The sequence below is a fragment of the Saccharopolyspora hattusasensis genome, assembly GCF_050972075.1.
Lineage (GTDB): Bacteria > Actinomycetota > Actinomycetes > Mycobacteriales > Pseudonocardiaceae > Saccharopolyspora > Saccharopolyspora hattusasensis.
Genome location: NZ_JBPCDC010000001.1, coordinates 1,468,405 through 1,487,548, shown reverse-complemented (window position 1 = coordinate 1,487,548; position 19,144 = coordinate 1,468,405). Strand labels below are relative to the sequence as shown.

Annotated in this window: 14 protein-coding genes and 1 pseudogene; 7 read left to right on the top strand and 8 right to left on the bottom strand. The window is 70.8% G+C overall.

What is annotated here, in order from left to right:
* Positions 1 to 28 precede the first annotated feature (28 nt).
* The 3 genes from ACRXBZ_RS06005 to ppk2 are packed head-to-tail and all read left to right on the top strand — an operon-like array spanning position 29 to position 2,828.
* The gene (locus ACRXBZ_RS06005; RefSeq protein ID WP_433878175.1) at positions 29 to 1,015 is read left to right on the top strand and encodes an Acg family FMN-binding oxidoreductase; all 987 of its coding nucleotides are present in this window, start codon (positions 29 to 31) and stop codon (positions 1,013 to 1,015) included.
* Between the two features lie 46 nt (positions 1,016 to 1,061).
* Entirely contained in the window at positions 1,062 to 1,946 is an 885-nt protein-coding gene (locus ACRXBZ_RS06000; protein WP_433878174.1) for a universal stress protein, read from the top strand.
* Positions 1,947 to 1,988: 42 nt separating this feature from the next.
* A complete protein-coding gene (gene ppk2 / locus ACRXBZ_RS05995) occupies positions 1,989 to 2,828 on the top strand; it encodes a polyphosphate kinase 2 (RefSeq protein WP_433878173.1) in 840 nt (279 codons plus the stop codon).
* Between the two features lie 26 nt (positions 2,829 to 2,854).
* Here the strand turns inward: ppk2 and ACRXBZ_RS05990 are convergent, their stop codons facing one another.
* From ACRXBZ_RS05990 to ACRXBZ_RS05975, 4 genes are all read right to left on the bottom strand, one after another.
* Complete coding sequence (locus ACRXBZ_RS05990; RefSeq protein ID WP_433878172.1) at positions 2,855 to 3,286, bottom strand: universal stress protein; 432 nt, start codon at positions 3,284 to 3,286, stop codon at positions 2,855 to 2,857.
* Between the two features lie 171 nt (positions 3,287 to 3,457).
* Complete coding sequence (locus ACRXBZ_RS05985; protein ID WP_433878171.1) at positions 3,458 to 3,943, bottom strand: (2Fe-2S)-binding protein; 486 nt, start codon at positions 3,941 to 3,943, stop codon at positions 3,458 to 3,460.
* Positions 3,936 to 4,787 carry an FAD binding domain-containing protein gene (locus ACRXBZ_RS05980; RefSeq protein ID WP_433878170.1) on the bottom strand — a complete coding sequence of 284 codons (852 nt, stop codon included), beginning with the start codon at positions 4,785 to 4,787 and terminating at the stop codon, positions 3,936 to 3,938. The genes ACRXBZ_RS05985 and ACRXBZ_RS05980 overlap by 8 nt, the downstream gene beginning before the upstream one ends.
* Entirely contained in the window at positions 4,784 to 7,153 is a 2,370-nt protein-coding gene (locus ACRXBZ_RS05975; RefSeq protein WP_433878169.1) for a xanthine dehydrogenase family protein molybdopterin-binding subunit, read from the bottom strand. Before ACRXBZ_RS05975 ends, ACRXBZ_RS05980 begins: the two co-directional genes overlap by 4 nt.
* A gap of 475 nt (positions 7,154 to 7,628) precedes the next feature.
* Here ACRXBZ_RS05975 and ACRXBZ_RS05970 point away from each other — a divergent pair, with 475 nt between their 5' ends.
* Both ACRXBZ_RS05970 and ACRXBZ_RS05965 read left to right on the top strand, forming a co-directional pair.
* Positions 7,629 to 13,133 carry an ATP-binding protein gene (locus ACRXBZ_RS05970; protein WP_433878168.1) on the top strand — a complete coding sequence of 1,835 codons (5,505 nt, stop codon included), beginning with the start codon at positions 7,629 to 7,631 and terminating at the stop codon, positions 13,131 to 13,133.
* Between the two features lie 153 nt (positions 13,134 to 13,286).
* Entirely contained in the window at positions 13,287 to 13,556 is a 270-nt protein-coding gene (locus tag ACRXBZ_RS05965) for a hypothetical protein (RefSeq protein WP_433878167.1), read from the top strand.
* Positions 13,557 to 13,573: 17 nt separating this feature from the next.
* On the opposite strand, the gene ACRXBZ_RS05960 is transcribed toward ACRXBZ_RS05965, so the two are convergent.
* Positions 13,574 to 14,260 (bottom strand): DUF899 domain-containing protein, encoded by a 687-nt coding sequence (locus ACRXBZ_RS05960; protein ID WP_433878166.1) that lies wholly within the window; start codon positions 14,258 to 14,260, stop codon positions 13,574 to 13,576.
* A 248-nt stretch (positions 14,261 to 14,508) separates the two neighbouring features.
* Here ACRXBZ_RS05960 and ACRXBZ_RS05955 point away from each other — a divergent pair, with 248 nt between their 5' ends.
* Positions 14,509 to 16,074, top strand: a complete 1,566-nt coding sequence (locus tag ACRXBZ_RS05955) for a GMC family oxidoreductase (protein WP_433878165.1) — start codon at positions 14,509 to 14,511, stop codon at positions 16,072 to 16,074.
* A 402-nt stretch (positions 16,075 to 16,476) separates the two neighbouring features.
* Here ACRXBZ_RS05955 and ACRXBZ_RS05950 read toward each other — a convergent pair whose 3' ends face one another.
* On the bottom strand, positions 16,477 to 16,815 hold the full coding sequence (locus ACRXBZ_RS05950; RefSeq protein WP_433878164.1) for an Imm1 family immunity protein: 339 nt from the start codon (positions 16,813 to 16,815) through the stop codon (positions 16,477 to 16,479).
* Positions 16,816 to 17,477: 662 nt separating this feature from the next.
* Here ACRXBZ_RS05950 and ACRXBZ_RS05945 point away from each other — a divergent pair.
* Complete coding sequence (locus ACRXBZ_RS05945) at positions 17,478 to 17,861, top strand: hypothetical protein (RefSeq protein WP_433878163.1); 384 nt, start codon at positions 17,478 to 17,480, stop codon at positions 17,859 to 17,861.
* A 29-nt stretch (positions 17,862 to 17,890) separates the two neighbouring features.
* Here the strand turns inward: ACRXBZ_RS05945 and cutA are convergent.
* Together cutA and ACRXBZ_RS05935 are read right to left on the bottom strand one after the other, a co-directional pair.
* Positions 17,891 to 18,209, bottom strand: a pseudogene (cutA, locus tag ACRXBZ_RS05940) (divalent-cation tolerance protein CutA).
* 152 nt (positions 18,210 to 18,361) lie between these two features.
* Positions 18,362 to 19,138, bottom strand: a complete 777-nt coding sequence (locus ACRXBZ_RS05935) for an IclR family transcriptional regulator domain-containing protein (protein ID WP_433878162.1) — start codon at positions 19,136 to 19,138, stop codon at positions 18,362 to 18,364.
* Between the last annotated feature and the right edge of the window lie 6 nt (positions 19,139 to 19,144).

Here is a 19,144-nt window from a genome sequence, read left to right as displayed (position 1 = left end):
GTCCGGCGACGTACCCGGGGGGCGGGAGATGGCTTCATTCCCAACCGCGTTGGGCTTGTCCGCGGAGCAGACCGAGGACGTGGTGCAGCAGGCCGGCCTGGCACCGTCGTTGCACAACAGCCAGCCATGGCGCTTCCGTCTTTCGGAACAGGTGATCGAGCTGCACAGCGACCCGCGGCGGCGGCTGCCCGTTGCGGATCCGGCCGACCGGGAACTGCGGTTGGCCTGCGGTGCGGCGTTGCTGAACCTCCGCCTGGCATTGGAGCACTTCGGCGTGCGGCCGGTCGTCGCGCTGCTGCCGCGGCTTGCCGGGCCGACCTCGTTGGCCGAGCTGCGCAGCGGGGGACCGGCGACGCAAGCGCCGGAGGAACTGGCGCTGTACCAAGCGATTCCCAAGCGACGCAGCAACCGGCGTCCGTTCCTGGAGAACCCGGTCCCGGCCGCGCACCGGCACGCGCTGGCCGCCGCGGTGCGTCGCGAGCAGGGCTCGTTGCGCACGATGACACGCCCGGAGTTGGGGAGCCTGGAGGGCTTAATGCACCGTGCGCACCGGATGCAGATGGCAAACGTGCGCTTCCGGGATGAGCTGGCGAAGTGGACGGGGCGGCCGAAAGGCGCGGCCGAAGGCGTGCCGGCTGCCGCGGCGGGGCCGCTGCCGGAGCCCCAGGACCAGTGGGTGCTGCGGGACTTCTCCGGTGGTCAGGCGCGTGCGCGGGTTCCCGGCAAGGACTTCGAGTCCGATCCGCTGATGGTCGTGGTGTGCTCGAACCACGACAGCAGGCTCGACGACCTGCGCGCGGGGCAGGCGATGCAGCGCATGCTGCTCACCGCGACGGCACTGGGCCTGGCGTCGTCGCTGCTGTCGGCGGTCGTGGAGGTCGAGGAGACCCGGGATGACCTGCGGCAGCTGCTCGGCGGAGGGCTGCACCCGCAGGCCGTGGTGCGGATCGGATACGGCTCGCCGACACCCGCGACTCCGCGTCGTGACCTGCGGGAATTGCTGATCGACAACTAGCGCTTCCAACGGTTCCGCCGTGAGCGGCCGGGCGGGAGGATGCCGGATGCAGGCGTTCGACGTGGTGGGCATCGACGGCTCCGATGTCGCGGCGGATGCGGTCAGGTGGGCCGCAGCGGACGCCGCGCTCCACCGGGCAGCGTTGCGGCTGGTATGCGTCGTTGCTGGTGGGGCGGATGATGCCGGTGATGGGATGCCGACGTCGCCGAACGTTCTCGACGTCATCGAGAACCAGCGCCGCCGATGGCTGTCGCAGGCGGCGGAGCTGGCCGCGACGGTCGCCGGCGACGTGGCGATCACCCAGGAACTACGCCACGGCAAGCCGGCCGCGGTCCTCGTCGAGGAGTCGGCCGGGGCTCGGCGGGTGGTCGTCGGCACCCGCGGCCTGGGTGACGCCACCGGGGTGAAACGGGCGTTGGGGTCCACGGCGGAAACCGTCGCCATGCTGGCGCAGTGCCCGGTGGTCGTCGTCCCGGCCGCCCGGACCGATCCCGGCGTGGCACGAACTCGGCCGGTCGTCGTCGGAGTGGACGGATCGGCGGTCACCGAGCGCGCCCTGGAGGCCGCGTTCGAGGAAGCGTCCGTGCGGCGCGTTCCGCTGGTGGCCCTCCACGTGTGGAGCGACACCGCCATCGACGAATGGTTCGCCCTGGACGCGGAACGTGACTGGGATGCGATCGAGGCAAGAGAAGGCATGGTGCTCGCCGAGCGGCTGGCGGGGTGGCAGGAGCGGTACCCGGACGTGCAAGTGCAGCGCGTCGTGGAGCGGGACCGACCGGTGCGGTTCCTGGCCTTGCACGGCGCAGACGCGCAGCTCATCGTCGTAGGTAGCCGTGGGCGCGGGGGCCTCACCGGGATGCTCCTGGGCTCGACCAGTCGCGCCCTCGTCCATTCGGCGCCCTGTCCAGTGCTCGTGGTGCGGGCGGGATGAGCTCCGGGGCACGCGCCGCGCCGCGTGCTGGAGGTGAGCGACATGACCAGTGCCGGTGATGCGGCTCGGTCCGATGTGGCGCACCCCGGGCCGCGGCGGTTGCCACGTGCCACCTACGAACGCGAGCTCTTGCGGCTGCAAGCGGAGCTCGTGAAGCTGCAGGAATGGGTCCGGGCCGAGCGCGAGCGGCTCGTGGTGCTGTTCGAGGGGCGCGATGCGGCGGGGAAGGGCAGCACGATCAGGCGCGTCGCGGAGTACCTCAACCCCCGGGTGGCCCGGATCGCCGCGCTGCCCGCCCCGACCGAGCGGGAGCGGACGCAGTGGTACTTCCAGCGCTACATCGCGCAACTGCCCGCGGCGGGGGAAATCGTGCTGTTCGACCGGAGTTGGTACAACCGCGCCGGGGTGGAGCACGTCATGGGTTTCTGCACGGAGGACGAGCACCGGCGTTTCCTGGAGCAGTGCCCGATCTTCGAACGGCTGCTCATCGACGACGGGTTGCTGCTGCGCAAGTACTGGTTCTCGATCAGCCGCACCGAGCAGGAGCGTCGGCTGCGCAAACGCGTCGAGGACCCGATGCGCCAGTGGAAGCTCTCGCACGTGGACCTGGAGTCGGTGACCCGCTGGGACGATTACTCCCGCGCGCGGGACGAGATGCTCGCCGCGACGGACACCCCGGAATCCCCTTGGTACCTGGTGGAAAGCGAGGACAAGCGGCGGGCGCGGATCAACATGATCGCTCACCTGCTGTCGAGCGTGCCGTACCACGAGGTTCCGCGCCCCCGGGTGGACCTGCCCGCGCGGGCGGGCGCCAGCGGCTACCGGCGTCCGCCCCGCGACGCGTTCAGGTACGTGCCCGACCACGCCGCATCGCTCGGATGATCGAGGTTTCCGCGGGCCGCGACTGGTCAGGAGTCGCCGCGGACCACGACCACTGGGCAACGGGCGTGGTGCACGCAGTGCTGGCTGACCGAGCCGAGGAGCGCCTCGGTGAATCCGCCGTGACCGCGGCTGCCCACAACGAGCAGATTCGCGTTGGACGACTCGGCGGCGTCCAGCAGCGCCCGCGCCGGGTGCCCCTGCGCGACTTCCCTGCTGATCTCCACCTCGGAGTCGCCGGCAACATCGTTGACCACCTCGTGCAGGTTCTTGGCGGTGGTGGTGGCGAAGTCCTCGAGCCCGGGGGCTTCCCAGTTGTAGATGAGCGGAGCGTCCCAGGCCATCAGGGCGGTGATGCCGCCGTCGACCAGTCCCGCCTGCCAGACGGCCCACCGCAGGGCCGCCTTGGAAGCGGGCGAGCCGTCGACGCCGACGACGATGGTGTACCGGTGCTCGTTCATTGCATCCTCCCCGTGCCGGCTTCCAGACCTGCGAAGCTCCCTCGCACATGAGGAGTACCCAACCTGCCGGAGATGTCAGCACCGCGTTCGTGGCCGTCCTCGCCAGCGCCGGGGATCTGCCGATCGCGGCACGGAGGTGGGATCAGGCGGCCACGTCACTGCACGGGCCGCTCAGCCAGGGGTGCGGCCCCAGGCTTCGTTCACGGCGTCGACGATGTGCTGGTATCCCGTGCAGCGGCAGAGATTTCCCGACAGCAGTTCGCGGATCGAGGCGTCGTCGGGGTGATCATCGGGGTCGGCGGCGGACAGCGTCACGACGAATCCCGGTGTGCAGAAACCGCATTGGAGTCCGTGGCAGTCCTTGAACGCCTGTTGCACCGGGCTCAGGCCATCGTCGGGGGTGATGCCTTCCACCGTGGTGACCTCGGTGCCGTCGGCCTGCACGGCAAGGGTGATGCAGGAACGCGCGGGTTCGCCGTCGATGAGCACGGTGCAGGCGCCGCAGATGCCGTGTTCGCAGCCGGCGTGGGTGCCGGTGTGGCCGAGGTCGTCGCGCAGGAAGTCCACGAGCAGCCGGCGCACCGGGACGAGGCGCTGGACCTTCCGGCCGTTGACGGTGAGCGTGATCTCGCGGTGTGCGGTGGGGTTGTCAGCCATGCGCCACCTGCTCCAGGGCTCGCTGCGCGGCCGCCTGCAGTGCGGCGCGGCGGGTTGCGGGGTCGGCGTGGAGGTCGTCGGGCGGGCTGGCGGAGTCCGCGGCGGCCCGGGCCGCCGCGTTGATCGACTCCGCGGTGAGCGCCCGCCCGCGCAGCGCCTCTTCGGCTTCGGCGAGTCGTCGGACCGTGCCGCCGATGCCCAGGCCGGCCAGCCGCGCGCGGGTCACGGTCCCGTCGTCGAACTCCAGCGCCGCGGCGACTCCTGCGATGGCGAAATCGCCGGAGCGCCGGGTGATCTCGGCGAAGCCGCAGCGGGCGGTTTCGCGAATCGGCACTCGCACCTCGGTGAGGATTTCGTCGGCGGCCAGCGAAGTTTCGTAGGGCGCGAGGAACAGGTCGGTGGCGGCGATGGTGCGCCGGCCGCCGACACCGGTCACCACGACATCGGCGTCCAGCGCGCACGCGGACGCGCACAGCTCGGCGGCCGGATCGGCGTGTGCCAGGGATCCGCCGACGGTGCCGCGGGAGCGGATCTGGTGGTGGCCGACGTGGCGCAGCGCGCGTCCGAGCAGCGGGCAGGTCTGCCGGATCAGCGGGGAGGTCTCGGCCGCCCGCTGCCGAACGCCGGCGCCGATGATCAGCACGTCGTCCTCGCGGCGCAGCTCCGTCAGCTCCGGCAGCCGGCCGATGTCGACCAGGATGCTGGGGCGGGCGAGCCGGAAGTTCATCATCGGCAGCAGACTTTGGCCGCCCGCAAGGACTTTCGCGTCCTCGTCGGAGGCGAGCAGCCGCACCGCTTCGCCGAGGGTTTGGGGGCGGGCGTAGTCGAACGGTGGGGGCTTCAAGACGCGGCCTCCTCGATCAGGCGCCGCACCGCCGACGGAGTCAGCGGGGTGGTGTCGATGTCGGCCACGCCCAGTGGTTCCAGGGCGTGCTCAACGGCGCGCACGATCGCGGCCGGCGGGCCGATGATGCCCGCCTCGCCCACGCCCTTGATGCCGAAGGGGGTTTCGGGCGCGGGACTGCTGAGCTCCTCGGTTTCGATCTCGGGGATCTCGCAGGCGGTGGGCAGCACGTAGTCCATGAACGTGGTGGCCAGCGGTTGGCCGTCGTCGTAGGGCAGCTGCTCGTAGAGCGTGCCGCCGATGCCCTGCGCGACACCGCCGTGGATCTGGCCGGCCACGGTCAGCGGGTTGATTACGCGCCCGCAGTCGTGCACCACGGCATACCGCACCACCTTCACCACCCCCGTGGCGGTGTCGACCTCGACGATCGCGGCGTGCGTGGCGTTGGTGTAGGTGGCCGAACCGTTCATCTTGCCGTCGGGCCGGGGCGCGTGGTCCATTCCGGGCGGCTCGTAGCTCGCGCGCGCGTCGAGCCCGGGTTCGACTCCCGGCGGCAGCTCGAACGTGCGGGTCAGCGCCACCCGCGCCACCTGCGCCCAGGACACCGAGCTGCCCGGGCTGCCGCGCACCTGGAACCCGCCGTCGGCCAGCTCCAGGTCGTCCGGGGCGGCTTCCAGCAGGTGCGCGGCGATGTCGGTTCCCTTGCGCCGCAACACTTCGGCGGCCCGCGCGATCGCGCCGCCGGCGACGACGGCGCTGCGACTCGCCCAGCTGCCCAGGCCGAACGGGGCGGTGTCGGTGTCGCCCATCACCACCCGCACCTGCTCGATCGGCAGGCCCAGTTCCTCGGCGACCAGGGTGGCCACCATGGTGTGCGCGCCTTGCCCCATGGCCGAGATGCCGACCGCCACGGTGACTCCGCCGTCGGCGTCGAAGCGCACGTCGGCGGAATCCTGTCCGCTCCAGTTGCCGGTGATCGAGAACGCGCTGGCGGCGACACCTTCGATGTAGGTGGCGTAGCCGACGCCAAGGCGCGTGCCAGGTGCTGCGCTTTCGCGTTCGGCGGCCAGCAGCCGTTCGCCGATCTCGACGGCGCGATCGAAGGCCGCGCGGTGGCTCCCGGAGTCCAGCCGCGCGCCGGCGGCCGTCTCGTAGGGCAGCTCGTGCGGTTCGATGATCATCCGGCGGCGCAGTTCGAGCGGATCGATGCCCAGTTCGCGGCCGATCTTGTCCACCAGCCGCTCGATGGCGAAAGTGCCTTCGGGCATGCCGAAACCGCGGTAGGCGCCGAGCGGGGTCTTGTTGGTGACCACGCCCTGGACCGCCACGCGCTGGTGCGCAATCCGGTAGGGCCCGCACAGCGATCCGACGGCCACCAGGCTGGGACCGAACCCGGCGGGGAACATCTCGCCGGAACCGAGGTCGGTGCGGATCCGCCCGCGCAGGGCCTCGATGGTGCCGTCGTCGCGGACCGCGGCGGAAAGCTCGATGCGCATGTCGCGGGCGTGGCACGCGGTGATCAGGTGCTCGTGGCGGTCCTCGATCCAGCGCACCGGGCGGTGCAGCCGCATCGCCAGCCACGGGATCACGTAGTCCTCGGGGTAGATTTCGTTCTTCTGGCCGAAACCGCCGCCGACGTCGGGCGTGATCACCCGGATGTCGCGCTCCGGCAGGCCCAGCACGGCGGACAGCATCGACCGCACCATGAAGGCGGCCTGGGTGGAGGTCCACACCGACAGCCGCCCGTCGCGGTACTCGGCCACGACGCCGCGCGGTTCCATGGGAACGGCCGCGTGGCGGTGGGTCGTGTAGGTGCCGCTGATCACGCGCAGCCGGTCGAACGCCTCGTCCACGGCCGGGTTCTCCGGGGCCAGCGACAGCAGGAGGTTGTCGTTCCACTCCGGGTAGAGCAGCGGCGCGTCCGCGGCGAGGGCCGCGTCGACGGTGTCGACGGTGGGCAGCGGTTCGAGGTCGACGTCGACGAGTTCGGCGGCGTCCTCGGCGAGGTAGCGGTCGTCGGCGACCACCACCGCGAGCGGGCAGCCGACGTAGCGGACCCGGTCGCGCGCCAGCGGGAAGTGCCGAACGGGGCGGACCCAGGGCATCAGGTCCGGAACCGCGGGGATGCCGAGGTCCGAACCGCCGAACGCCGCGCACACCCCGGGCGAATCCAGCGCGGCCGACGTGGTGACGCCGCGCACCTGGGCGTGCGGGACTTCGCTGCGGACGAACGCGGCCTCCACCATGCCCGGCAGGACCACGTCGGCGACGTAGCGGCCACGCCCGGTGACCAGTCGGTCGTCCTCGATGCGCGGCACCCGGACACCCAGCAGCGTCGGGCGCGTGCTCGGCGCTGGCAGCACCATCCGGCCTCCCCTGTCACCGCGCTCGGCAGGAGCCACCCGGTCTCAGAGCCTGCCGCTGAACGAGTGGTGACGGTCATAGTCGTGATCCCCCGGGTAGCGTGCTGCAACCCCGGTTCGGGCGCAATCCACCGGATGGACGGCTCGGGCACCGACCGGGTGACCGAATCGGCCGGCGCAGGGCCCGTGAGTGTTTCTGGGTGCTATAGCACCGCAAAGTGCTCACGGGCGTCGGCTGCCCGGCTGCCGGGGCCGGTGATCGGCCGACCGAGGGCCGCCCGAAGAGATATAGATCACTGAAATTGCTGCGCCGGGGCAGTCGGGAGGGCCGCCGGTCGGGTCGATTTGGCGATGCCCGACGATTTTCGGGGCGCACCACGCCGTAGTTGCGACATATCCATACCAACCGGTAGCCAGGAAGGTGTGCTTAGCGGGGTGTTGTTGCCCCCAGGAGAGAAAGCTGCAGGAGGTCTGCTCGGTGTTCAGTCGTGTTGCGATCGTCAATCGCGGGGAAGCTGCGATGCGGCTGATCCATGCCGTGCGGGAGGTCGCGGCGGAAACCGGGGCCCGGATCGAGACCGTGGCCCTCTATACCGACGCCGACCGCACGGCCGCCTTCGTGCGCGAGGCCGATCTGAGCTACGACCTCGGCCCGGCGCACGCGCGGCCCTACCTGGACCTCGGCGTCCTGGAGCGGGCGCTGACCGAAACCGGTGCCGACGCGGCGTGGGTCGGTTGGGGGTTCGTCGCCGAGGACCCGGCGTTCGCCGAGCTCTGCGAGAAGCTGGGCGTGACCTTCATCGGGCCGAGCCCTGAGGCGATGCGCAAGCTCGGCGACAAGATCGGCGCGAAGCTGATCGCCGAGGAGGTCGGCGTCCCGGTGGCGCCGTGGAGCCGCGGCGAGGTCGCCGACCTGGACGCGGCGATCCGCAGCGCGACCGAGATCGGCTACCCGCTGATGCTGAAGGCGACCGCCGGTGGTGGCGGCCGCGGCATCCGGATGATCAACGACGAGCGGGAACTGGTCGACGCCTACGAGCGCACCCGGATGGAGGCCGAGCGCGCCTTCGGCAGCGGCGCGGTCTTCCTCGAAAGGCTGGTCACGGGTGCCCGGCACGTCGAGGTCCAGGTGATCGCCGACGGGCAGGGCACGGCGTGGGCGCTGGGGGTGCGGGACTGCTCGATCCAGCGGCGCAACCAGAAGGTCATCGAAGAATCGGCCTCCCCGGTGCTCAGCACCGAGCAGAGCGGGGAGCTCAAGGCCGCCGCCGAGCGGCTCGCCCTCGCCGTGGGCTACCAGGGCGCGGGGACCGTGGAGTTCCTCTACCACCCCGGCGAGCGGCTGTTCGCCTTCCTGGAGGTCAACACCCGCCTCCAGGTGGAGCACCCGATCACCGAGGCCACCACCGGCGTCGACCTGGTCAAGGCCCAGCTGCATGTGGCGGGCGGCGGCAAGCTGGAGGGCGAGCCGCCCGCCGAGAGCGGGCACGCCGTCGAGGCCCGGCTGAACGCCGAAGACCCGGACCGCGACTTCGCCCCGTCCCCGGGCAAGATCGTCCGCCTCGACTTCCCGGCCGGTCCCGGCATCCGGGTGGACACCGGGGTCAGCGAGGGCGACACCATTCCCGCCGACTTCGACTCGATGATCGCCAAGATCATCGCGTTCGGCCGGGACCGCGACGAGGCGCTGGCCCGGCTGCGCCGGGCGATGGCGCAGACCACGGTCATCGTCTCCGGCGGCGCGACTAACAAAAGCTTCGTGCTCGACCTGCTCGACCGGCCCGAGGTGATCGAGGCCACCGCCGACACCGGGTGGATCGACCGGGCGCGCGCGCAGGGCGAGCTCCAGGCGCACCGGCACTCCGCGATCGCGCTGGCCGCGGCCGCCATCAAGGACTACGAAGACGCCGAACTCGCCGAACGGCAGCGGTTCCTGGCCGCCGCGCACGGCGGCCGACCCCAGGCGCGCCACGAGAGCGGTCGACCGCTGGAGCTCAAGCTGCGGGGCGCCGATTACCGGGTGCAGGTGGCGCGCGTAGGTGACCAGCGGTTCCGGGTCGGCATCGCCACCGCAAACGGCGGCGACGTCCACCCCGCGGACGTCGAGGTCGAGCGGTTCGACTCGCACGCCGGGCAGATCGCGGTCAACGGGCAGCGGTTCCGGCTGGTCACCGACACCCACGGCCCCGTGCACCTGGTGGAGGTCGACGGCGTCGCCCACCGGGTCAGCCGGGACGAGGGCGGTGTGCTGCGCGCACCGGCGCCTGCCCTGGTGGTCGCCACCCCGCTGGAGGCCGGCGCCGAGGTCGAAGCCGGTGCTCCCGTGATCGTGCTGGAGAGCATGAAGATGGAGACCGTGGTGCGCGCGCCGTTCCGCGCGAAGCTGCGGGAATGCATGGTGCGGGCGGGCAGCCAGGTCGAGACCGGCGCGCCGCTGCTGCGGCTGGAACCGCTCGGCGACCAGGACGAGGCCGGCTCCGAGCAGCCCACCGGGGAAGCCGCCGCCGACCTCGCCCTGCCCCCGGGGCCGGACGGTCTCGGCGCGCAGCAGCGGGCGACCCGCGGCCAGCAGGATCTGCGCAGCCTGCTGCTCGGGTTCGACGTGGACCCGCACGACGAGCGCCGGGTGCTGACGGACTACCTGACCGCCCGGGCGGAACTCGTCGAGGCCGGGCAGCGCCCGCTCGCCGAGGAGATCGAACTGCTGGCGGTGTTCGCCGACCTCTCCGAGCTGAGCCGCAACCGGCCGGTCGGGGAGGAGACGAAGGCGGACTCGCGGGTGCACAGCCCCCGCGAGTACTTCCACACCTACCTGCAGAGCCTGGACGTCGAGCGGGCCGGGCTCTCCGAGACGTTCCAGCAGCGCCTCGTCCGGGTGCTCGGTAACTACGGGGTCCAGGAGCTGGACCGGACGCCCGAGCTGGAAGAGGCCGTCTTCCGGATCTTCCTAGCCCAGCAGCGCGCCACGACGGACGCGGCGGTGGTGACCGCGCTGCTGCGGCAGTGGCTCGCCGAGGCACCCCCGTCCGGGGCGGCTCGCCAGGCCGCGGGACTGGCGCTGGAACACCTGATCGCGGCCACCCAGCTCCGGTTTCCCGCCGTCTCTGACCTGGCCCGCACCGTGGTCTTCCGCTGGTTCGCCCAGCCCATGCTGCGGCGCAGCCGCGCGGAGGTCTACGCGGGCGTGCGCAAGCACCTGCGCCACCTCGACGAGCACCCGGACGCACCGGACCGGGCGGGGCGGATCTCCGCCATGGTCACCAGCGCCGAACCGCTGGTCCGGCTGGTCGGGCAGCGCATCGGCCGCGAGGGCACCGATCCGGCGCCGCTGCTGGAGGTGCTCACCCGCCGCTACTACGGCAACCGGGAACTCGAAGACGTCCGCACGACCCGGGTCGCGGGCTGCACGTTCGTCATCGCCGAGCACCGGAGCGCGCACTCGCGCGTGGTGGCCACCGCGGTCGACTTCGCAGCCCTGCCCGCTGCCGTGCGGGCGTTGGGCGAGCTGGCGCCGGAAGGCGAGCTGGTGGCCGATATCTACCTCGTCTGGGCCGATCAGCCCGAGGACACCGACGCGATGGCGGCAGAGCTGGCCGAGGTGCTCGCGGCCCAACCGCTGCCGAGCCAGGTCAGCCGCATTACCACCACCGTGGCGGGCCGCAGCGGCGCGGTGATGCACCACCACTTCACGTTCCGCCCGTCGCCGACCGGCTTCGCCGAGGAACGCCTGATCCGCGGGCTGCACCCGCGCATCGCCGAGCGGATGCAGTTGGAGCGGCTGGGCGAATTCGACCTCACCCGCCTGCCTTCGGCCGACGAGGAGGTCTACCTCTTCCGCTGCGTGGCGCCGAACAACCCCTCCGACGAGCGGTTCGTGGCGCTGGCCCAGGTGCGGGACCTGACGCCGCTCCGGGACGACGATGGCAGGCTCGTCGCGCTGCCCGCCGCGGAAGGCGTGCTCACCGCGTGCCTCGACGCGGTCCGCAAGGCGCAGGCGAAACCCGGTGCGCCCAATGGAAACAACCAGTCCGGCACCAACCGGATCACCATCTACGTGTGGCCGCCGAGCGAGCTGTCCACGGATGAGCTGAACACGATCGCGCAACGGGTGCTGCCCACGACCGCGGGTGCCGGGCTGGAGGAAGTGCTGTTCCTCGGGCGCCGGCGCGACCCGGAGACCGGCGAGCTCCGCGAATTCGCCGTGCGGATCGGCTACGACGCCGGTACCGGGATGCAGCTGTCCGCCATCGAGCCGCCGACCGAACCGATCGAGCCGCTGGACAGCTACCGCCAGAAGGTGCTGCGCGCCGCGAAGCGCGGCACGGCCTACCCGTACGAGCTGACCGGCATGCTCGCCGGGCCCGGCGGCACGTTCGTCGAGCACGACCTCGACGAGACCGGCGTGCTGGCGCCGGTGGACCGCCCGAAGGGCAAGAACTCGGCGGCCATCGTCGCCGGCGTCGTCAGCACGCCGACCGAGCTTCATCCCGAGGGAGTGACCCGGGTGGTGCTGCTGGGCGATCCGACCAAGGCGCTCGGCGCGCTGTCGGAACCGGAGTGCTCGCGCGTGATCGCAGCCCTGGACCTGGCCGAACGGCTGCAGGTGCCGCTGGAGTGGTTCGCGCTGTCGGCGGGTGCCCGGATCTCGATGGATTCCGGCACGGAGAACATGGACTGGGTGGCCGCCGCGCTCAAGCGGATCGTCCAGTTCACCCAGGACGGCGGCGAGATCAACATCGTGGTAGCGGGGATCAACGTCGGCGCCCAGCCGTACTGGAACGCCGAGGCCACGATGCTCATGCACACCAAGGGAATCCTGGTGATGACGCCGGATTCGGCGATGGTGCTGACCGGCAAGCAGTCGCTGGACTTCTCCGGCGGCGTGTCGGCCGAGGACAACTTCGGCATCGGCGGCTACGACCGGGTGATGGGGCCGAACGGCCAGGCCCAGTACTGGGCACCGAACCTCGGTGCCGCGCGTGACGTGCTGATGGCGCACTACGACCACACCTACGTCGTCCCGGGCGAGTCCGCGCCGCGGCGGGCCGGCACCACCGACCCGCACGACCGGGACATCTCCGGTTTCCCGCACGCGTTGGCGGGCAGCGACTTCACCACGGTGGGCGAGATCTTCGCCGCGGCGAGCAACCCGGACCGCAAGAAGTCCTTCGACATCCGCACGGTGCTGCGGGCGGTCGCCGACCAGGACCACCCCGTTCTGGAGCGCTGGGCCGGGATGGCCGACGCGGACACCGCGGTCGTGCAGGACGCGCACCTCGGCGGCTGGCCGGTGTGCCTGCTCGGGATCGAATCCCAGCCGGTGGCACGCCGCGGTTTCCCGCCCACCGACGGGCCGGACTCCTACACCGCAGGGACGTTGTTCCCGCGCTCGTCGAAGAAGGCGGCGCGGGCGATCAACGCGGCCAGCGGGAACCGGCCGCTCGTGGTGCTGGCGAACCTGTCCGGGTTCGACGGCTCGCCGGAGTCGATGCGGAAGCTGCAGCTGGAGTACGGCGCCGAAATCGGCCGGGCCATCGTGAACTTCCGCGGCCCGATCGTGTTCTGCGTGATCTCCCGGTACCACGGCGGCGCCTTCGTGGTGTTCTCCAAGGCCCTGAACCCGAACATGACGGTGCTCGCCGTGGAGGGTTCTTTCGCCTCGGTGATCGGCGGTGCGCCGGCGGCCGCGGTGGTCTTCGCGGGCGAGGTCAACGCGCGGACGGCGAACGACCCCGCGGTGCGCGAGCTCGAAGAGCTCGTCGCCGAGGCCCACGGCACCGAGCGGGCGACGCTGAACCTGAAGCTGGCCGATGTCCGGGCGGCGGTGCGCGCGGAGAAGCTCAGCGAGGTGGCGGCGGAGTTCGACCGGGTGCACAGCATCCAGCGGGCCGTAGCGGTCGGGTCGGTCGACGCGATCGTCCGCGCCGACGAACTGCGCCCGCGGATCATCGATGCCATCGAGCGCGGAATGCGCCGCGGGTGACGAATCGTGAGTGCGAGAGCCGGTTCTTGCCGGCTTTCGCACTCACGACCGGTCCCGCGGTCTTCTTGCTGGAGGCGTTCGACACCTTGCGCCCGAGCACCACGAAGTGTTCCTAACCGCGCATCGGCCGGGTGGACGACGAGGAGTTGTCGCGTGTCGAAGACCGCATGGCGAAGTACCGGCAGCGGATCGAGGGACATCGCCGACGAACTGCTGGACGAGGCGATTGAGCGTGGCAGCTTCGACCTGCTCCGCGACTGCGTCGGCCTGCTGCCGATGCTGCCGATCCGGGTAATCTGCGACCTGCTCGGACTGTCCCAAGTGGACGCCGGCCGATTTGGGCACCACCAGGCCGTGATACACGGCGTGCGTCGGTCGTCCGCGGCCTGGCCTCGTTCCCGGCCGTCCCGGGCAGATCGATAAGCGCCTGAACTACCCCGTCAATCATCCGAGCCGTAGTGCGCGGCGATGTCTTCGGAGCTGGCCCACCGGCTGTAGGTGGGGCCCTGCGGCCAGCCCTCGGGCGAGTCCTGCCACTCCTCCTGCCGCCCGTACGGCAGCAGGTCGATCAGCGCGAAGGTGTGGCTGATCTGCTCGGTGCCGCGGCCGTTGGTGTGCCAGGTGCGATAAACGGTATCGCCGTCATGCAGGAACACGTTGACGGCGAATCCTCCACCGGGTGGTGCGCCGACGTCGGTGCCGAATGAGCTGTTCGCGGTGGAGTACCAAGCCATCTTGTTCCCGACCCGCCGCTTGTAGGCGAGCGCCTCGTCGATCGGTCCTTGCGTGACGATGACGAACCGGGCGTCCCAGTTCTCCAGGAACTCCAACCGGGTGAACTGCGAGGTGAACCCGGTGCAGCCGGGGCACTGCCACTGCTTCCCGGGGGACCACATGTGGTTGTAGACGATCAACTGCGACATGCCGCCGAAGATGTCTGCCAGCCGGACCGGTCCCTGCTCGCCCTCGAGGGTGTAGTCGGGCATCTCGACCATCGGCATGCGGCGGCGCTGGGCGGCGATCGCATCGAGTTCTCGGGTCGCGGCCTTCTCCCGGGCGCGCAACGCATCGAGTTGGCGCTGCCAGGTGTGGGCATCGACGACGGGAGGTAGTGCGTTGGGGCTCATGGATTCTCTCCTTGATCACGCTCACCGCTTGCGGTTCGCAGGAATAGACCCCGTCCGGGCGCCGAACTCATCGGCCCTGACTTCTGAATTGCGGATACAGGGAACGCGCCCGCTGCGTCGAGGTGGCACTTGACCGTGCTCGTGCGGTGTCGCCGGGAAATCCGTTGCGCCCTCCGAGGCGGCGAACGTACGGTGACGCCGCATGATAATCGAACTTGTGTGCGTTAATCGAACGTCGAGGTGGGGCTATGGCCGTCGGTGGTTGGGATCTGATCGTGGTGGGGGCGGGATCGGCGGGTGCCGTCGTCGCGACTCGCGCCGCTCAGGACGGCAGGCGGGTCCTGCTCCTGGAGGCCGGTCCGGACTACCGCTCGCACGAGATGCCGGAGGTGTGGCGGTCACCGAACCCGATGCGCGCGCTGCTGGACCCCGAGGCGGCCCGGCCCCTGGTGTGGCCGGGGCTCAACGCGTCGCGGACCGAGAAGCAAAAGCCGGCGCCGTACTGGCGCGGGCGCGGGGCCGGCGGCAGCTCGGCGATCAACGGACAGATCGCGATCCGTCCGCCGGTGGAGGACTTCGAGGACTGGGCCCGAGCGGGATGCACCGGCTGGGCGCCCGAGGACGTGTTGCCCTACTTCGCGAAGCTGGAGGACGACGAGGAGTTCGGCGACGCCCCGTACCACGGCCGCGGCGGTCCGATCCCGATCTACCGGACACCGGAGGCGGAGTGGGGAGCGGTGGACGCGGCGCTGGCCCGGGCGGCCCGCGCCGCCGGGTACGGCTGGGCCGCGGACGTGAACGCCCCTGGCGCGACCGGAATTTCGCCGTACCCCATCAATTCGTGCCTGGGCCGTCGGGTGTCGACCAACGACGCCTACCTGGATCCCGCCCGTGACCTGCCCAACCTGGTGGTCCGGGGCGACGCGGTGGTCGACCGGGTCCTGGTCTCCGGTGGGCGGGCCACCGGTGTCCGGGTGCTCGTGGACGGTGCGATGACCGATGAGCACGCGGACCTCGTCGTGCTGAGCGCGGGCGCGATCCACACGCCGTCGATCCTGCTGCGCTCCGGCATCGGCCCGGCCGGGCAGCTGCGTTCGCTGGGCATCGACGTGCTGCGGGACCTGCCGGTCGGCCAGGGCCTGCAGGACCATCCGGTGGTCTTCGTCGGCATCCCGCTGAACGAGGAATCGGCGATGCGCACGCCCGACGATCGGCACACGAACGTCTGCATCCGCTACACCAGCGACGATCCGGCGGCGCAGGACAACGACATGCTTGTTATCTCGGCCAACCAGAGCGTACTGGCGATGGAGATCGCCGACGTCAACTTCGGCGCGGGTTCCTTCGGCCTGTGGGTCAACCAGGTCCACTCCCGGGGCCGGGTCAGCCTGACCTCGGCTGACCCGGCAGTCCAGCCGGAGGTGCGCGAGCGGATGCTCGCCGACGAGCGCGATCTCTCCCGGATGCGCGGCGGCATCCGACAGCTCGTCGAGCTGGTGCGCAGCGACGAGGTCGCTCCGATCACCGCCTTCTCGCCGGACCGGCTCAACGCGGAGCTGTTCGCGGCCATCGACGACGACGCCGAACTGGATGAGTATCTGCTGGCGACGGCGTTCGACGCCCAGCACCCGACGAGCACGTGCCGGATGGGCAGCCCGTCGGACCCGGCCGCGGTGGTCGATCCCGAATGCCGGGTGCTGGGCCTGGAGGCGCTGCGCGTCGTCGACGCGTCGATCTTCCCCACGTGCCCCAGGGCGAACACGAACCTGGCGACCATCATGGCGGGCGAACTCATGGCGGACCGCCTCGACTGAGCACGGGAAAGCCTGGCCAGCCGGCGCCTGGGCCGGCGCCTGGGCCGGCGCCTGGTCTGGCACCGGCACCTCTGGCGACCCGGTGATTCCTGTTGTGGCGATTTCGCGCGAAATCGCCACTTGGCAGGCGTTGGGGGCGGCGATTTCGCGCGAAATCGCCCCAGTTCGCCACCACCTCGACCAGGCGCGCGCCGCTGGCCTGCTGCACACGGCCTACCACTACCAAGAGGGCGGTATCAGCGCCGCAGCGCAGGCCGAGCACATCATGCGCACCGTTCCCCGCGAGGTCGGGGTGATCCTCGACGTCGAGGCCGGCGATGGGAACGCCGCGCTCGCCTGCGATTTCACGCAGCGGCTCACCCGCCGCGCCACCGGCGCGGAACGTGACCGCCGTCGAGCGGGTTACTCGCCCGCGGCCTCGGGGTGCTCGTCGCGCCACGTCACCGAGGCGGGTCGGTCGGCGCTGTTGAGGAACTCGACGAGGACCTCGGTAAACCGCTCGACCGGCAGGCCCGAACCCGGCGGAAAGTCATCGTCGTCGAACTCGCAGCCTTCCGAGGCGGGGTCGCCCTCGGGGTACGCCTTGTCTCGGGTGGCGTCCTGGTAGGAGAGGTAACCGAACCCGTCGACGATGGCGGCGAACACGTCGTGGTCGGGAAAGTTCGTTTCCGCGTCCCACAGCGGGCGGCCATTGTGCACCAGCCGCGCCGAGTCCGGTCGCCTCCGCAGCCGGTGCCGCATGCTGGATTGGTGACCAGCAGCGGACGCGGGAACAGGACACGTGCCCGCTGCTGGCATGTCTCGCCTAACACGACGGGGGAAGCCGCTCGGCGAGTCCCCGCGCACCCGTGCGGACTCGGGATGTCGGGCGCGGTCGCGACGCCGTGAGTGCTTTTGGGCGCGATAGCCCCCAAAAGCACTCACGGCGGGCTTGGCCGCGCTGCTGCTGCTCGTGCGCGGGGGAAAGGTCGGCGACTTCTCGGGCGCCGCCGCCATCATGAGCGCCGCTCCGTGGCAGCGGCTCGCCGACACAATCGAGCACGGACGGGCGCCGGATTCCGCCGCCATCAGCCTTGTCGAGGACCGCACGACCGAATTCTTCCGCCTGGAAGAGACCACCCCGTCACGCACGATCCTCGCCTCGTTGACGGAGCACAGCGCCACGCTGCGACGCCTGCTCGAAGCGACCACCCGTGAGCAAGACCGCCGCCGGTTGCTGTCCGCGGCCGGGGGAACCGAGGCGCTTGCCGGATGGCTCGCGTTCGACCTGTCACGGCCGCGCGAAGCGGTGAGCCGGTACAGGCGAGCGCTTGAGCTCGCTGACGAGGCAGGCGACGGACCGCTGACCGCCTGCACCTTGAACTACTGGTCATACCTACAAACGGCCGAACGTGCGCTTGAACGTGCTTTCACCGCCGACAACCGCGTTCGACTACGCCCGCCCGCACCACGAGCGCGCGTGGACGAGCTTCTTCGGCGCGAGCAGGCTCGGCAGTCTCGCCGTTTCGTCGTACGGGCGATTGGGCCACCGCGAGACCGACTCTCTTGCCGGGTCGCTGCTCTCCGCGCTGTCGCCGACCGAGACAAAGGTTCGAGCGCTCGTGGTCGCGGACCTCGCCCTTTCGGCCGCAACACGGTCGGACGTCGACCGGGCTGACGAGCTGGCGGCCGAAGCCTTGCCGCTCGCCGTCCGAACCGAGGCAAGCCTCGCTCAAGATCGGCTGTGGGAACTAACCGAGGTGCTGCCGCAGGACAGCGGACGAGGTACGGCCGAAGCCCTGCGGTAGCGGGTTACGTCGGGGCTGCTCGCGAATTCTCAGGCTTGAGTTTCCTCGTCGACCCACGACGGGTAGGCATCACTGCCGCCGGTGATCGGTGTCGCGATGATCTCGGGCACGTCGTAGGTGTGGTGCTCGTTGATGTGCTTGATCAGCGCGTCGAGCCCGCCCGGCCGACGTCTTGATCTGAAGCTGCCATTCCGGGTCATCCTGAACGGCGTTCGCCCACCGGTAGAAGCTGCGGACCGGGACCACCTGCACACAGGCGCCGCCCTTCGCTTCCACGATGCTCCGCGCCAAGGTCGCCGCCGCTTCTTCCGAGTCCGTCGTCGTCACAACCTGCACGTAGTCAGCCATGCGATCAGGGTATCGAGCAGAGCGCCCGAGCAGAGGGGCGGCGATTTCGCGCGAAATCGCCACTTGGCAGGCGTTGGGGGCGGCGATTTCGCGCGAAATCGCCACCTTCCTGAAGGCGGGTTCAGCGCAGCGGTCCACTTCGGACGGATGGCTCAGATGAGTTGGTTGTGCAGTTCGCCGGCCGCTTCGCGCAGGAGCGTTAGGACCTCGTCGTGCATGGCATCGGGGGAGATCCGCTCGATGCTGCATCCCACGTGCAGGGCCGCGACGACCCGGCCGTCCCACCGGCGCAGGGGCACGGCGATCGAATGTGCTCCCGGTTCGACGTCGTTGGCGACGTAGCAGTAGCCGTCCCGCTCGATGCCGTCGAGCGACGCCGCCTCGGCGCCGATAGCACCGAGCGCGCTCGCCTGCTCCTGCGGCGGCAGGTGCGCGAGGAGGACCTTGCCCAGCGACGAGATGGCGGCCGGGGTCCGGTAACCGATGCCGCTGCCCACCTGGATCAGCCGGTTCGGCACGGCGCGGGCGATCACGACGGCGTCCGCGCCGTCGAGCACGGCGACGGAGCACGCCTCCTGCACCTGCGCGCAGATCCGGTCGCAGACGGGCTGCATGACGGAGCCGGTGACGTTGGAGGTCAGGTATCCCGCGGCCAGCCGCAGGATCTGCGGACTGAGCTCGTACGCGTGACCGTCGGCGACGAGATACCCGAGGTGCTCGAGGGTCAGCACGGCGCGCCGAACCGTGGCGCGCGAGAGGTCGAGCTTGCGGGCAAGATCGGCCTGCGTCAGCCGCCGGTTCTCACCGTCGAAGGCGGACAGCACCGCCATGCCCCGCGCCAGCGCTTCGGAGAAGTCCGCGGCGTTAGGAGCGTTGGCGAGCTTCCGCTGCTTCCGGACGGCACTGTCCTTGTCCGCAAGTCGGCCCATACCGCA

Coding starts and splice junctions, on each gene's coding strand:
- ACRXBZ_RS06005 (WP_433878175.1), top strand. CDS start 29: ATGGCTTCATTCCCAACCGCGTTGGGCTTGTCCGCGGAGCAGACCGAG.
- ACRXBZ_RS06000 (WP_433878174.1), top strand. CDS start 1,062: ATGCAGGCGTTCGACGTGGTGGGCATCGACGGCTCCGATGTCGCGGCG.
- ppk2 (WP_433878173.1), top strand. CDS start 1,989: ATGACCAGTGCCGGTGATGCGGCTCGGTCCGATGTGGCGCACCCCGGG.
- ACRXBZ_RS05990 (WP_433878172.1), bottom strand. CDS start 3,286: ATGAACGAGCACCGGTACACCATCGTCGTCGGCGTCGACGGCTCGCCC.
- ACRXBZ_RS05985 (WP_433878171.1), bottom strand. CDS start 3,943: ATGGCTGACAACCCCACCGCACACCGCGAGATCACGCTCACCGTCAAC.
- ACRXBZ_RS05975 (WP_433878169.1), bottom strand. CDS start 7,153: ATGGTGCTGCCAGCGCCGAGCACGCGCCCGACGCTGCTGGGTGTCCGG.
- ACRXBZ_RS05960 (WP_433878166.1), bottom strand. CDS start 14,260: ATGAGCCCCAACGCACTACCTCCCGTCGTCGATGCCCACACCTGGCAG.
- ACRXBZ_RS05955 (WP_433878165.1), top strand. CDS start 14,509: ATGGCCGTCGGTGGTTGGGATCTGATCGTGGTGGGGGCGGGATCGGCG.
- ACRXBZ_RS05950 (WP_433878164.1), bottom strand. CDS start 16,815: ATGCGGCACCGGCTGCGGAGGCGACCGGACTCGGCGCGGCTGGTGCAC.
- ACRXBZ_RS05935 (WP_433878162.1), bottom strand. CDS start 19,138: ATGGGCCGACTTGCGGACAAGGACAGTGCCGTCCGGAAGCAGCGGAAG.